Source organism: Bilophila wadsworthia ATCC 49260 (assembly GCF_000701705.1).
GTDB classification, from domain to species: domain Bacteria; phylum Desulfobacterota; class Desulfovibrionia; order Desulfovibrionales; family Desulfovibrionaceae; genus Bilophila; species Bilophila wadsworthia.
Genome location: NZ_JNJP01000084.1, coordinates 1 through 15,017 on the forward strand (window position 1 = coordinate 1; position 15,017 = coordinate 15,017).

Genomic DNA, 15,017 nt, shown 5'->3' on the forward strand with positions numbered 1-15,017 from the left:
TCCCTCCTCCCCCGGACCCCCACCTCCCACCTTCCCAAGACTTTCGACTGGTGGGGAGGCGGCGCGCAGGGAGTCCGTTCCGGCTTGGTTTTGAAAGAATTCCTTTGCGCCGTACAAAAGAGGGATATCCCCGTAACCTCCATTACCCCATCAAGCGTTTGCTTCGGCGTCTTGCCGCCGAAGCAAACGCGCCGCCGGGTCAAGGGGCGGCTCGCCCCTGTCAGCGCGGCTCGCGCCTTGCGGAGTGCGGAGGCAGCGCCTCTGCCAGGATTCCAGGGGCGGAGCCCCTGGGGTTGCGCGGGATGGGGTTCGGCTATAGAGGTAGACGAGGAGGAAGCGGCATGAAGATAGCGGCCTGCGATTTTGACGGAACCCTGTTCCGCGATGGTGTGGTGAGCGAAGCGGACCTTGAGGCCATAGCGGACTGGAGGCGTTCGGGGAACGCTTTCGGGATCGTGACGGGCCGAGGCCGGAACACACTGTTGCGCGATGTGAAGCGGTTCAGCATCCCTTACGACTTTTTGATCTGCAATAACGGTGCGATGATCTGCGACGAGCAGGCGCAGGACGTGTATTGTGCGGTTCTGCCCGAGCCGGTGCGCGCTGAAATCATGGATCATCCGGGTATGCGGGCAAGCTCACAGTGCGCGTTCTTCGCGGGAACTGCCATTTTCACCCACGCGGGCAAGACGGACTATTGGATCCTTAAAGAGCATGTGCTCCCCCGGCTTTCTCCCGTTGAGGCTCTGCACATGCCCGGCCTGCATCAGATCAGCCTCGCCTACGCCGAGCCCGGCGAATCGGCGGCGTGGTCAGAAGCTTTTACGGAAGGTTGCGGCGAGAATGCGGGCGTGCATTTCAGCAATATCTGTATCGACATCACCGCCCCGGACGTGAGCAAGGCCGCGGGCATGACGCACCTGCTCGAGCTGCGGCGCTGGGGCGAAGCCAAGGAAGTGCTCGTCATCGGCGACGATATGAACGACCTTCCCATGATCCGCCATTTCAACGGCCACGCCGTGGCCAATGCCGCGCCGGAGGTTCGGGACGCCGCGTCCTCTGTCTTTTTGAGCGTCGGCCAGATGTTGAGGGAACGGGTGTAGGGGGGATCGGGGGTAGCCTGACCGACACGTTTTCTTTATTGAATTAAGATTGATGGAAAGTTTTTGTGATGATCACAAGGAGAGGCATGATGGAACAGGGCGGAGCAGGAAGATGGAGCGATGCCGAACTGCACGGGGCACTGGCCCGGGTGTTCGGCTATACGGCGTTCCGCCCGCATCAGATTGAGATCGTAAAGGGGATTCTCGGCGGACATGATTCGCTCTCCATCATGCCCACGGGCGGAGGGAAAAGCCTGTGCTTTCAGCTGCCATCACATTTGATGGATGGCGTGTGCGTGGTGATCAGCCCGTTGATTTCGCTGATGAAGGATCAGGTGGATGCCGCCTGCGCCAACGGGCTGCGGGCCGCCGCGCTCAACAGTTCGTTGTCCCCCGGCGAGCACAGGGCCGTGCGGGAGGCGCTGGCCTCCGGTGAACTGGACTTGCTGTACATTTCGCCCGAACGCCTGAGCGCGCCCGGCTTCTGGGACGCGCTGGCCTCATGGCCGGTCTCTTTCTTCGCCGTCGACGAGGCGCACTGCATTTCCCAATGGGGACATGATTTCCGCCCGGATTATCTGGCGCTTTCCGGGCTTGTCGAGCGGTTCCCCCAATGCCCGGTGGCGGCGTTCACGGCTACGGCCACGCCCGAGGTGGAGCGAGACATCCTTTCCCGGCTCGGCCTGCGGGAGCCCCGGCTGATCCGGGCTTCGTTCGACCGTCCGAACCTGTTCTATCATGTCCTGCCCAAAGAGGAACCTCATGCCCAGCTGCTTTCGTTTCTCGGCGGCCATGAGGGGGAATCGGGCATCGTCTACCGGTCCACGCGCCGAAAAGTCGAAGAGACCGCAGCATTCCTTCAGAAAAAAGGCGTGAAGGCCGAAGCCTACCATGCAGGCTTGCCCGATGCGGAGCGTATGCGCGTGCAGGAGGCCTTCCGGCGGGACGAATGCCCCGTCGTGGTGGCGACGGTGGCTTTCGGCATGGGCATCGACAAGCCCGACGTGCGTTTTGTGGCACACCTTGATTTGCCGAAAAACGTGGAGGGCTATTATCAGGAAACGGGCCGGGCCGGACGTGATGGCGATCCCGCGCACTGTCTGTTGCTTTACAGCGCGGCGGATATGGCGCAGCTGCTCTATTTCGCGCGTCAGACGGAGGACGAAGAGCAGAGGAGTATTGCGGAAAAGCACGCCTACGCCATGCTGGAGTATGCGGAACGCAACCAGTGCCGCCGCAAGGCGTTGCTGTCGTATTTCGGGGAAGATTTCGAGGAACCCAATTGCGGCGGATGCGACGTATGCACCGGGGAGATACAGGAGGAAGATTACACCATTGAGGCGCAGAAAGCGCTCTCCGCAATGGTGCGGAGCGGGTGCCGCTTCGGGCGGGTGCTCATCATGGACATCTTGATGGGTGCGGATAACCGCCGCATCCGGGAAACCGGCTTTCAGCATCTGCCCACCTACGGCGTGGGCAAGGATCGGACACGCCGTTTCTGGAAGTATCTGATCGATGCCCTGACCCGTCAGGGGCTGGCTGCCATAGAAGGTGAAGAGTATCCATATCTGCGCGTTACCGAAACCGGATGGGAGACGCTGCGGGGGGCTCCGTTCCGTGCCCTGCGGATCGTGGAAACGCGCGCCCGCCGAAACCGGGCGGAGCGCGACGGAGCGTCACAGGACATGGATGTGGATGATACGCTGTTCCAGCTCTTGCGCGCGGAACGCCGCAGGCTGGCGGAAGCCGCGCAGGTGCCGCCGTATGTGGTGTTCCATGACCGCGCCCTGCGGGAAATGGCGGCGGGAAAGCCGGCCAGCCGCGAGGCCATGCTCGGCATCGCCGGGGTCGGGGAAAGGAAGCTGGCGCAATACGGCGACGCCTTCCTTGCCGTGATCGCTCGGTACATTTCTGAAAACTAGATCATTTCGAAGCCCATCTGTTCTGGATATACCCGAAGGCATCGGCAAAACGCTTCCACGGAAGCGTTTTGCGACGGCAGGAGGGGGGCTTCCCGGTACGCGTTCGTTTTTTTCTCCGCTATACCCGCGTTGTTTTCTCTCTCTCTCTCTCTCTCTCTCTCTCTCTCTCTCTCTCTCTCTCTCTCCTGGCTTGATACCGTACTGCCGAAGCTTGAGGTACAATGTGGATCGCTTCATACCGAGCAGTTTTTCTGCGCCGTTTTCGCCGCTGATGCGCCCTCCGGTTTTGTTGAGGATATATTGGATGTACCGCTTTTGGAGTTCCAGGAGAGTGGGGGTGTCCGCATAGAGGGAGGTTTCAGCGCGTTGGCAGTGATCCCGTGCTTCGTGCTGCCCTCCGACAGCTAGATCAAAGGGGCCGCCCGTGTACAAGATGACGGCGCGTTCCACTGCGTTGCGCAGTTCCCGGATATTGCCCGGCCACTGATACTCGGAGAGGCGGCGCAAGGTTTCCTCATCCGGATAGGGGAGCTTTTTGCCGTAGCGACGGGAGAAATGGTCGGTGAACGCCATGATGAGTTCTTCCAGGTCCTCAAGGCGTTCGCGCAGCGGCGGGATGGTCACGGGGATGACCGAGATGCGGTAATAAAGGTCCTCGCGGAAGGTCCCCTCACGCACGGCGCGGGGCAGGTCACGGTTGGTGGCGGCGATGAGCCGGAAGGAGGAATGGATCTCCTTGGTCCCGCCCACGCGCATGAAGCGGTGCTCCTGCAGCACGCGCAAGAGTTTGATCTGCATGTTCATGGGGATATCGCCCACTTCGTCGATGAACAGCGTGCCGTTGTCCGCCAGTTCAAAAAAGCCGATCTTCTGTCCCGTGGCGCCTGTGAAGGCGCCTTTTTCATGCCCGAAGAACTCGTTTTCGAAGAGATGCTCGGAAACCGAGGCCGGGTGTACGGCGACGAACGGCCCTTTGCAGCCGCTGTGCCGGTGCACGTAGTTGGCCATGACCTCCTTGCCCACGCCCGTTTCCCCGAGCAGGAGCACGGCGGCGTCCGTGGCGGAGACGACTTTGGCGCGTTCAAGGCACATGCGGAATGAAAGGCTCTTGCCCCACAGCTCGAGCCGTTCCTCCTGCGCCATCTTGGTGACGGCATGGATCTGCCGCACTTCGGCGCGCATGTTGCGGGCTTCGAGCAGGCGGAGGACATTTTTGAGTTCCGAAGCGCAGAGGAGCCCGACGCGGCTCAGATCCTCTTGGGCGCAATGGAGCATCCGGCTGGAGTGCGCGGAACTGTCCGCATAGAGCAGCCACGGGTTCCCGTCGGGAAGCCGGAAAGGCAGGCAGAGGAGATCCAGCCCGTTCTGCTGGGCCGAGAAAGGGGCTTCCTCACGGATGCGTTCCCGGATCAGATCGCGGCTCGTCACGAACATCCCGGAGGCGATTTCAGAGCCGGAGAGGTTACAGGAGCCGCGGCAGAGCAGGGTTTCACCGTCCATACTGAAAAGGGCTGTGCGTTCGGCGCGGAAGACCTTACGCAGGCAGGCCGCGAGCTGGTAGCAATATTCTTCAAGAGTTTCCCATTCATGGATCGAGCCGACTTCGCGGCAGCAGACATCGAAGGACGCTTCTTTCTGCTCCGGAGAAGGCCACGGGGAACGTTTCCTGCCCAGCCCGATACGGCTGAGGAGCATGAGGGAGGTTTCCTCGGCGGCCTCGGCTTCGGCTTCGCGCCCGAGGGTATTCAGGAGCTCGGAGCGCCGCCGTTCGGTGAACCCATACTCGATGGGCATGTTGGCATCTTTGAGGATTTCAAGGCTTTTGTCGAGCAGGTCAAGCGCGTCCTGCGGCGATTTTTTGCGGAGGAGGATCGCCTTCAGCCGCAGTGCGTGCCCCCTCATCATGGGGCTCGGGCTGATCTCGGCCTCGCGGAACAGGGTATCGAGATCGATGCCGGGCAGGGGCGGGAAGCCGTGTTCGGCATAGAACACCGCGAGTTCGAGGATCCAGAGGTAGTTGTAGGACAGGGAGAAGGAAGGGTGGCGCTCGGCTTGCCGCAGGGTATCGGAGAGCAGGTTATAGGACATTTCGGCCCGGCCCATGCGGGAATAGCAGAGCGCGATGGCGGCGAAAGCCCGGAGCATCAGCTTGGGGTTGGCGGCCATCGTCGAACGGGAGACGACGGTCTGGAGGGTTTCCAGGGCGTCATCCTCGCGGCGCATGTAGGCGTAGAGGACGCCGAGGTGCTGGCGGAAGATCTGGGCGGACATGATGTTCCCTTCCAGTTCCGCCGTGCTGATGGCGGATTTGATCATGCCGAGGGCGTGGGCGAAGTGGCCGGAGTAGGCGGCTGAGGATGCCGCCTGGAGCACGAGCTGCGATTCGAAGAGGGGCAGTACGGGCTTATGGGTGCTCTTTTGGAGCATTTCGTAGCATTCGAGCGCCTGCTGGAAGTTCCCCCGGATGAAGTGCATCAGGATGAGGAAGGGCGTGATCCGGGTATACAGCTCCTTGTCGTCCAGCGTCTTGAGCAGCTCCATGGCGGAGTGGAACGTTTCATGGGCCCGTTCGAAATGGATGGTGCCCGTGAAGAACGTGGCGGAAGCCTGCGCGAACCGGATGAGCACGAGGGTACGTTTATCCCCTGCGGAGGCGGCGTATTCGGCGGCCTTTTTCATGAAGGCGGAGGAGCGGGCCGCGTTCTTCATATAATAGAGGGAGGCGTCGTGGGCGGCAAAGGCATAATGGACGAAGGAACGGGCTTCCGGGGCGGTGAGCCTGCGGTTTTGCCACTGCGCGAGCTGATTGAGGAGCAGCTCGAGATATCCGGCACTTCCGGCCGTGTCGGCTCTGCGCCGCAGGACGCGCATACGCTTCGTGCATATCTCGCAGGCCGTTTCCGGCATTTTGGATTCGCAGGCGGAGATGAGTTCTTCGAGCGGCGAGCCCGTGTCGCGGAACAGGAGGGCCGGCAAAGCCTCCCTCAAATGGTCGGCCCCGGCTTGCGTCAGGTTCCATGTTTCGTCCCGCTGTTCCGCGAGGCCGTCGGCGGTCACTCTGTGCAGGGCTATTTCCGCCTGCGCGGCGGGACATTCGAGCATCTGGATGAGGCACAGCGTCGAGCGTTCCTGTTTCAGAGACGACAAAAGCCAGAGAATCAAGAGAGATGTTGATTCTTGCATACCCGCGCTCCCCCTGCGGAAATTTGTCTCAAAGTAGCGTGCCGCCTACGGTGCGTCAATGGCATCAGGCATTGTCCATTATAAATTTTGGACAAAACAAGTCTAAAAACTGGACAAGTCCAGAATCTGGACAAACGCTTTCCTGCCCTTTCCCGTGTCGAATGCCAACAAGTCTATTTTTTCACTAGTAAAATCTTTTTTCCGTAACATGGCATGGAGCTTGCTCTTCATAAGGCATCACTCGTTGAGGAGGCTCCTCGTGTTCTACGGATGGAAGTTGGCGACCATAGGTTCCTGCGGGAATCTGCTCCTTCAGGGAAGCGTGTTCTATACCATGAACGCCTTTATCGAACCCTTGGTCGAACTGCACGGTTGGAGTCGGGCCGGGATCGGTCTGAGCATGACTTTCGCATCGGCCATGATGACGTTGAGTATGCCGATAGGGATTATGCTCACAAACAAGATAAGCATCCGGCTTCTGATGACGCTCGGGGCTTTCATCGGCGGGCTGAGCTATGTCGGGCTCGGCTACGTTGACGACATTCGGTTGTTCGCGGCGCTGTTCGCCATCGTATGGGTGTGCGGGCAGATCTGCGGCGGGGTGGTCGCCACCATGCTTATGAACCGCTGGTTCGCCGCCTACCGGGGCCGTGCTTTCGGGCTGGTCAACATGGGGACTTCCCTGTCCGGGGCGTTCCTGCCGTTCGTGGCCCTCGTACTGGTGGATACGCTGGGCGTTTCATGGGCGTTTTCGATACTCGGTGGCCTCGCCTTCCTGCTTTTTCCCCTTTGCTGGCGGATTATCCGCAATACGCCCGAAGATATCGGCCTGACCGTCGACGGCGTGGCGGCGAACCCTTTCGCAGCGGCACGGGAAGAGGAAAAGGTGATTCCCATGAATTGGCGGGAGCTGGTGGCCAGCCGCCAGATGTGGATCATCGGCGTATCGTTCGGCATCGGCCTGATGGCCGTGGGGGGCGTGCTCAGCCAGCTCAAGCCCCGCTTTGTGGATACCGGCATGAGTTCGTATGTGGCGATGGGGTTCATGTGCCTGACCGCGCTGCTCGGGGCCGTGGGCAAGTACGCATGGGGCTGGGTCTGTGACCGCACCACTCCGCTGTTCGCCACGAAGCTGTTGTTCCTGTGCAATACGTTGTCGTTGGCCTGCATCTTCCTGCCCCATACCTTGTTCAACGTCATCCTGTTCGTGGTGGGGTACGGCGTGTGCATGGGCGGCATCTGGACGGTATTCCCCTCCGTGGTCGCCTATCTCTACGGGAAGAAGCAGTTTCCCCACGTCTATAAGTACATTTCCCTGTTCGTGGCTGTGAAGTCCCTCGGTTACGCCGCTGTCGGGCTCTCCCACAGCCTCACGGGCAACTACAACATGGCATATATGGGGATGGTCATCCTGTTGCTGGCGGCTTTTGCCGCGACGTCGACCATCCGGGAACATGAGGCGGCGGAAGGAAACGTGTTTTCAACTTGTAACTGAGAGAGGAGACTTTCAGATGGCATCTGCAACACACGTATATCGCAACGGGACCATCCTGACTATGGATTCTGGAGGGAGTCAGGCGCAGGCGCTCGCGGTACGCGGGGAAACCATCCTCGCCGTCGGCTCCGACGCGGAAATCATGGCTCTTGCCGATCCGCATACGGTGGTTACGGATTTGCGCGGGCGGACCATGCTCCCCGGTTTCATCGACGGGCACAGCCACTTCGTCTCCGCCGGCCTCATGGCGGCCACGCAGCTCGATCTTTCCTCGCCCCCGGTGGGCGGCGTGAAGAACATCGCCGAGATCAAGGGACTGATCCGCGCGAAGGCCGCAGAAACCCCGAAGGGCGAATGGATTCTCGGTTTTGGTTACGACGACACCGGCCTTGAGGACAAGCGCCACCCGCTGGCCTCGGACATTGATGAAGTCGCCCCAGAGCATCCCGTGCTCCTGCGCCACGTGTCCGGCCACCTCTCCGCCTGCAACGGCCTCGCGCTGGCGAAGGCCAATTATACGAAGGATACCCCCGACCCGGTGGGCGGGGTGATCCGCCGCGACGAGCACGGCAACCCCAACGGCGTGCTGGAAGAACCCCCGGCACGCGAACCCGTGTTCCGCCATATCCCCGCTCCCACGGAAGCCGACTGGATGGAAGGCATCAAAGCCGCTTGCGCCGCGTATACGGCGAAGGGCGTGACCACGGCGCAGGACGGCTTCACCGCCACGGGCGACTGGGGCGCGCTGAAGCGGGCGCACGAACTCGGGCTGCTCCGCAACCGCGTGCAGATCCTGCCCGGCGTGTCGCGCATGGACATCAACACGTTCAACACGCACGTTTCCGGTACGCAGCTCACCGCCGACGGCAAGATCAGCCTCGGCGCGGCGAAGCTCCTCGCGGACGGCAGCCTCCAGTGCTACACCGGCTACCTGAGCAATCCGTACCACAAGGTCATCTATGATCTGCCCGACGGCCCCATGTGGCGCGGCTATCCTATGGAACCGGAACAGCAGTTCATCGAAAAGGTCGTGGGCCTGCACCGGCAGGGCTGGCAGCTCGCCATCCACGGCAACGGCGACGACGCCATCCAGATGATCCTCAACGCCTACGAAGAGGCGCAGAAGCGCTATCCCCGCGCCGACGCCCGGCACATCGTCATCCACTGCCAGACCGTGCGCGAGGATCAGCTCGACCGCATCAAGCGGCTTGGCGTGGTGCCCTCGTTCTTTGTGGTCCACACCTATTTCTGGGGCGACCGCCATTATGAAATGTTCCTCGGCCAGGACCGCGCCGAACGCATCAGCCCGCTCCGCAGCGCCCTGAAGCGCGGTATCCCGTTCAGCAACCACAACGACACGTTCGTGACTCCCATCGATCCTCTGCTTTCCGTCTGGTCCGCCGTCAACAGGCGCACCAGCGGCGGGCGCATCCTCGGCGAAAACCAGACCATCCCGGTCATGGATGCGCTGCGCAGCGTGACCTCGTGGGCCGCCTATCAGGCTTGCGAAGAACGCATCAAGGGCAGCCTTGAACCCGGCAAGCTGGCCGACTTCGTGATCCTCGAAGCCAATCCTCTGACGGTTGCCAAGGAAACCATCAAGGATATCGGGATTTCGGCGACCATCGTGGGCGACGAAGTCGTCTACGGCTCGCTGGATTAAAACGCTCCTCCCTCGCCGCCGGGGTGGCGGGCAACCCTTCCTCCCCTCCGCTCCGGCGTTTCCATAAAACGCAAACCCTGACGGGTATACTGTAACAAAAGCAAGGAACGAGTATGGAAAGCACATTTTATCCTTATCTGGGCGCACTCGGTTGGACTGGCCTCTTTCTCCTGATCGGCACAATCATCCGCGCAAAGGTAAAGTTTTTCCAGACCTTTCTCTTCCCCGCCTCGCTTATCGGCGGCATCATCGGGTTTTTCGTCCTGAACGCGGGCTGGCTCGGCATCCCCAGCTCCACCGGCTGGAAGACGATCACCCCGGTGACGTTCAGCACGATCACCTTCCACCTGTTTGCCTTCGGTTTTGTGGGCATTGGGCTTTTGCAGGCCAAGAGCGGCACCAGCGGTAAGGTCGTGGCCCGAGGCGCGTTGTGGATCGCGCTCATCTTCGGGCTGCTCTTCTCGGTGCAGGCGATGGTCGGCAAGGGGACGTTCGATGTGTGGAAGCTGCTCTTCGGCGGCGATTTTTTCACCGGCAACGGCTATCTGCTCGGCGCCGGCTTTACGCAGGGCCCCGGCCAGACGCAGGCGTACGCCAGCATTTGGGAAACCACGTATAAGATCAGCAACTCGCTGAACGTGGGGCTTGCCTTCGCCGCCGTCGGCTTCCTTGTCGCGGGCCTTGTGGGCGTGCCGCTGGCCTTCTACGGCATCAAGAAGGGCTGGGTTTCCATCGAAGGCGGAAAGCTTCCCCAATGCTTCCTGCGCGGCCTCATGGACAAGGGCGACAACCCCACCTGCGCCCGCTCCACGACCCACCCCGCCAACATTGACAGCGTGGCCTTCCACCTCGCAATCATGGCCACTCTGTACGCCCTCGCCTATGCCTTCGGCGTGTGGTGGCTGTGCACGATGCCCAAGGGCATCAACGGCCTCGGCATCGGCATGATCTTCGCGTGGGGTATGTTCTTCGCCATGATCGCCCGTAAGCTGATGGCCAAGTTCGACCTCATCCACCTCCTCGACGGCGAGACGACCCGCCGCCTGACCGGCGCCACCGTGGACTTCATGATCTGCGCCGTGTTCATGGGCATTCAGGTCCGCCAGCTCCAGGAAGTGGCCATGCCGTTCCTCATTGCTGTCGTGCTCGGTACCATCGCCACCCTGTTCATCTGCCTGTGGTTTGGCCGCCGTTCCCCTGAACACGGCTTCGAACGCGGCCTGACCCTGTTCGGCTACTGCACCGGAACGGCGGCCTCCGGCCTGCTTCTGCTCCGCATCGTCGACCCCGAATTCGATACTCCGGTTGCCGTTGAAGTGGGCCTCATGAACGTGTTCGCCACCATCCTCTTTAAGCCGATATCATGGTCAATGCCGTTCGTCCCAGTGGAAGGCTTCCCCATGTTGTGGATATTCGTAGCCGTGACGGTCGTGACCCCCATCGTCATGTACTTCCTCAAGATGATCAGAAAGCCCGCCTTCTAAGGCATCCGGGGCGGCCTGGGGAGGGCCGCCCCCTTCCCAAAGCGAATGTGCGCCTCACGGCGCTTTTCCCATAACGGCAAACAACGGCCGGAGTTGTCCGGTCTTAACCCTCTAACGGAAGGAAGGAACGTATGAAGCGCATTGTAACCCTGATTCTCGCCGCTGGCCTGATTCTTGGCGCAACCTCCGCCGCTCAGGCGGTCGATTTCAAGGTTTCGGGCTTGTGGCAGCACCGTGTATCGTTCGCTGACCGTAATTTCGAAAAACACAACGGCGATGACAAATTGCGGGCGGCCAGCCGTCTGCGTACCCAGATCGACGTGATCGCTTCGGAATCCCTGAAGGGCGTGATGTTCTTCGAAATCGGCCACCAGAACTGGGGCAAGTCCGCTCAGGGCGCGGCCCTTGGCACGGACGGCAAGGAAGTGAAGGTCCGTTACAGCTATGTGGACTGGGTTGTCCCGCAGACCGACGTCAAGGTTCGCATGGGCCTCCAGAAGTATACGCTGCCGAACTTTACCGGCATCGGTTCCCCGATCCTCGACGCTGACGGCGCGGGCATCACCATCAGCAACCAGTTCACTGAAAACGTGGGTACGAACCTGTTCTGGCTGCGCGCCGCGAACGACAATGATCCCGAAATGACGAAGCACGACGCCCACGACGCGCTGGATTTCATCGGCCTGACCGTGCCGCTGACCTTTGACGGCGTGAAGGTAACCCCGTGGGGCATGGGCGGCATCATCGGGCAGGACAGTTTCAAGGGCAGCGGCCCTGACATGACCGGCATCGCCATGCCCGGCATGTTGCCTCTCGGCGGCGACGCGGCCATAGCCGCTTCCTCCGACAAGGATCACGGCAGCATCTGGTACGGCGGCATCGCCGCGGACGTGACCTATTTTGAGCCTTTCCGCTTTGCCCTCGACGCCGCCTACGGCAGCGTGGATATGGGAACCAGCAAATACAAGGACAAGAACTTCGACGTGAAGCGCTCCGGCTGGTACGCCGCGTTCCTCGCCGAATACAAGCTGGAATCCTGCACCCCCGGCCTGCTGTTCTGGTATTCCTCGGGCGACGACGCCAACCCTTACAACGGTTCCGAACGTCTGCCCTCCATCGACCCCGACGTGTACGTGACCTCCTACGGCTTCGACGGCACGAACTACGGCGGCGCGGCTCAGACGCTTGGTTACGGCATTTCCGGCACATGGGCCGTGATGGCTCGTGTGAAGGACATCTCGTTCATGGAAGACCTCTCCCACGTCCTGCGCGTCGTGTACTATCAGGGCACGAACAACAAGGAAATGGTCCGCAACAAGATGATCTCGAACCCCCAGCACACCCAGGACAGCATGATGTACCTGACCACGGGCGACAAGGCCGTGGAAGTGAACTTCGACACGGAATACAAGCTGTACAAGAACCTCTCCCTGTTCGTGGAACTCGGCTACATCCGCCTCGATCTGGATAAGGATCTGTGGAAGGGCGTGGGCTACGAAGCGAAGGAAAACAACTTCAAGGGCACCTTCAGCATCGGCTACAAGTTCTAGGAAAGCGGGAAATCCCGGTTTTCTGGAAGGGGGGCAGGGCCGTACGGACGTCTTGGCAGGCTGATATCCGGCTCTGTTCCCCAATCGGACGCGTCCCCGGGAGGGAAGCCCGCCCAGAGGCCACTCCGCTTTCCGGCGGGTTTCCTCCGGAGACGGTTTGGATGTGTTTGAAAAGACTATAGAGGCATGGGGGAGGGGAAACTTTCTAGAGAAGAGAGGGGAACACCCCACGTTTCTACCCTCCCCAGAATTGCCAACGTGCTCGTGCCACTCTTTCTCCTCAAAATTTTTGTGGTTACGAATCCCAGTTCGCAGTTTTTGCAGGCACAAAATTTCAAGGTGGAAATGCTTGAGAGGGGCATTCCCTTTGATGCCGGGATAGTTTCACCTGTGCCGAAAAACGGCGGAACGCGATACAGCCTTTTGTGTACATCAGATTTCCGGAAAGGCCGGGGTTCTTCATGCCGCTGATGAGCACGGCGGCAGATCCTCTTGGCCCCTGCCTATCCGGCCCCCTGCCGAGGACGTTCCCCCGTCGTCGGCAGGGGGGTTATGTTTTTGGAGGGATATCCCGTGGGGCGGCCCCGTGCCCTAAGTGGAGGGGGTGTGTTCTCCGCTTTGAAACCTATAGCGGGCGGAGCCGCTTTCATATTGGGTTTGTATTTTGATGCTGCTGGATAAAATATATCATAATAATTTGTTTTGATTACAAAAAAATCTTACAAACAAAAGAGGTAATACACGCGGGCCATAGGTATTTTTGAGGAAATCTTTTTATGTTCTCTATACCGCGATGAACTATCTCTTTATAATATATAGAAAATGCTATAGTTCTAGAAAAGCTTGACACTATAGCGTGATAGCGTTATCTGTTAAACAATAATTTTATGGGGATTCCAGTAATGAATCCCCTAAGTTCCCTGCCATTTATTGGGGAGCTGCATGCAACTGAGTAAGTTGGTGTGCAGACGTGTGTTTTCTATATGAAGCACACAGTAACCCATTGGATCGGCAGGTTTTTTTATGCTCTCTCTCTCTCTCTCTCTCTCTCTCTCTCTCTCTCTCTCTGCTTGATTTTTCTGGGCCCATTGTCTTCTATCGATCAGGATAAGAACGCCCCGTGCCGAAACATCGTTTCGGCACGGGGCGTTTTGTTTTTTCAGGAAATCTTGGAAGCACGGCGGACAGATTTTTCTAGTCCATCTTCTCTTGGGAGTTTCCATGTTGCGGAAAGACGATGCGGCATCGAGGCGGGAAGCATGTCCCTTTCATGAAGGCACCGTTCAAGAGAATTTACATGCCATGTGCGGATCCGTTGCGCAGGGAGAGCACTCTCTTGAGTCCTGCACATGGCCGGAGGAAGAATATGATGTGCCCCTTTTTTGTGCGTTTGCGGAAGAGGCGCCTCTGGACGAAGGCGATATCCCTTTAGAAATCATTCAGTATGATCCCACGGATTATTTCATAGACGGCAACGGGCAGTTCACGTTTCTCATCGGAAAAGGGGTGTTGGACGTACTGTTGAAACACGGACGGGAAGGCGTTGCTTCCGTTTCAGGGATTGATGTGTTCATTGACACGCCTCTGCCGATAGCCGCCCCCGGTGACCTGAAAGCCTGCCTCGGCCTTTGGGTTGATAGTAATAAACTTTTTGGTTTCACGAAAGATAATGGATGGTTCCTTTCGTACTCTTTGAACGGCCTGCCCAAAGGCGCTGTCGAAATGAGGCACAAGGAAGGCGCCATCATGGTGATGGACAAGAAGTCGATACTCAGTCCGGCATGAGAGGCGAACGTTCCGCGGTGTTCGCCAAACGATATTTTTTCATCCACTTAACAGTATTCGGAGCATATGATGGCAGACCTTACTCTCAGACATCCTGCGAATGGAGCTAATCAGGTTATCCCTAGCGAAAAATTTGACCACATCGCGTTCGATTTTCCTTCGGACAGTGTGGTTCTTTCCAAGGAAGGCAATGATCTGCTTCTTTCCTTTGAAGACGGAAGCCGGATTACCCTTACTGATTTTTACACGACTTTCTCCAAGGACAGCATCCCGGACTTCATCGTGGATGGAACGTCCGTTTCCGGATCCGAGTTTTTTGCAGCCCTTAACGAACCCGATCTGATGCCCGCGGCAGGTCCGGCGGTAGCGGCTTCAAACGCCGACGGCGGCCGATTCCACGAGTACACGGACGCTTCCCTTATGGATGGGGTCGAACGTCTTGGCGGCCTTGATCTCGGCTTGAACCGCGCTGCTGAACCTGATCGTGAATTAGAAGCTTACGGCAACAGAGGCGTGGAGGAAGAGGAGACTGTCGTTGAAGAAGTGATAGTGCCCGAACGCCCGCTGTTCAACGACGCCCCTTCGGGCGGCTCGAGCGTGGTGACCACGGACGAAGGCAACATCCCCGGCAAGGGCTCGCAGCACGAGACGTCGGCCACACAGCCCTTCGGAGCCGCGACGGACGGCTCGTTCCACATGCAGCTGCACGGCGCGGACGCCACGGTGACCATCGGCGGCACCGAATTGAAGGTGGAAAACGGCAAGCTGTACCACAACGGCGTTGAAGTGACGGCGGACGCCGCGGTGTCCGTGCCCGGCGGCGCGCACGGCA

Annotated in this window: 7 protein-coding genes and 2 pseudogenes; 8 read left to right on the plus strand and 1 reads right to left on the minus strand. The window is 59.5% G+C overall.

Annotated elements, in window-relative coordinates; genetic code table 11:
* Positions 1-341: 341 nt before the first annotated feature.
* On the plus strand, positions 342-1,103 hold the full coding sequence (locus T370_RS0118180; protein WP_029436593.1) for an HAD family hydrolase: 762 nt from the start codon (positions 342-344) through the stop codon (positions 1,101-1,103).
* Between the two features lie 89 nt (positions 1,104-1,192).
* The gene (gene recQ, locus T370_RS24585) at positions 1,193-3,025 is read left to right on the plus strand and encodes a DNA helicase RecQ (protein ID WP_081847596.1); all 1,833 of its coding nucleotides are present in this window, start codon (positions 1,193-1,195) and stop codon (positions 3,023-3,025) included.
* Between the two features lie 429 nt (positions 3,026-3,454).
* Here the strand turns inward: recQ and T370_RS26200 are convergent.
* Positions 3,455-6,208: pseudogene (locus tag T370_RS26200) on the minus strand (sigma-54 interaction domain-containing protein); the annotation flags it as partial.
* A gap of 259 nt (positions 6,209-6,467) precedes the next feature.
* Here T370_RS26200 and T370_RS0118200 point away from each other — a divergent pair.
* The 6 genes and pseudogenes from T370_RS0118200 to T370_RS0118225 form a co-directional block, all read left to right on the plus strand.
* Positions 6,468-7,703 carry an MFS transporter gene (locus tag T370_RS0118200; RefSeq protein WP_029436596.1) on the plus strand — a complete coding sequence of 412 codons (1,236 nt, stop codon included), beginning with the start codon at positions 6,468-6,470 and terminating at the stop codon, positions 7,701-7,703.
* Positions 7,704-7,719: 16 nt separating this feature from the next.
* On the plus strand, positions 7,720-9,366 hold the full coding sequence (locus T370_RS0118205) for an amidohydrolase (RefSeq protein ID WP_016360969.1): 1,647 nt from the start codon (positions 7,720-7,722) through the stop codon (positions 9,364-9,366).
* A gap of 113 nt (positions 9,367-9,479) precedes the next feature.
* Complete coding sequence (locus T370_RS0118210; RefSeq protein ID WP_005023816.1) at positions 9,480-10,850, plus strand: sodium/glutamate symporter; 1,371 nt, start codon at positions 9,480-9,482, stop codon at positions 10,848-10,850.
* A gap of 131 nt (positions 10,851-10,981) precedes the next feature.
* A complete protein-coding gene (locus tag T370_RS0118215) occupies positions 10,982-12,400 on the plus strand; it encodes an outer membrane homotrimeric porin (RefSeq protein WP_029436597.1) in 1,419 nt (472 codons plus the stop codon).
* Between the two features lie 1,221 nt (positions 12,401-13,621).
* Positions 13,622-14,185, plus strand: a complete 564-nt coding sequence (locus T370_RS0118220; protein ID WP_029436598.1) for a hypothetical protein — start codon at positions 13,622-13,624, stop codon at positions 14,183-14,185.
* A gap of 69 nt (positions 14,186-14,254) precedes the next feature.
* A pseudogene (locus tag T370_RS0118225) lies at positions 14,255-15,017 on the plus strand (VWA domain-containing protein); the annotation flags it as partial.

Coding starts and splice junctions, on each gene's coding strand:
- T370_RS0118180 (WP_029436593.1), top strand. CDS start 342: ATGAAGATAGCGGCCTGCGATTTTGACGGAACCCTGTTCCGCGATGGT.
- recQ (WP_081847596.1), top strand. CDS start 1,193: ATGGAACAGGGCGGAGCAGGAAGATGGAGCGATGCCGAACTGCACGGG.
- T370_RS0118205 (WP_016360969.1), top strand. CDS start 7,720: ATGGCATCTGCAACACACGTATATCGCAACGGGACCATCCTGACTATG.
- T370_RS0118210 (WP_005023816.1), top strand. CDS start 9,480: ATGGAAAGCACATTTTATCCTTATCTGGGCGCACTCGGTTGGACTGGC.
- T370_RS0118215 (WP_029436597.1), top strand. CDS start 10,982: ATGAAGCGCATTGTAACCCTGATTCTCGCCGCTGGCCTGATTCTTGGC.
- T370_RS0118220 (WP_029436598.1), top strand. CDS start 13,622: ATGTTGCGGAAAGACGATGCGGCATCGAGGCGGGAAGCATGTCCCTTT.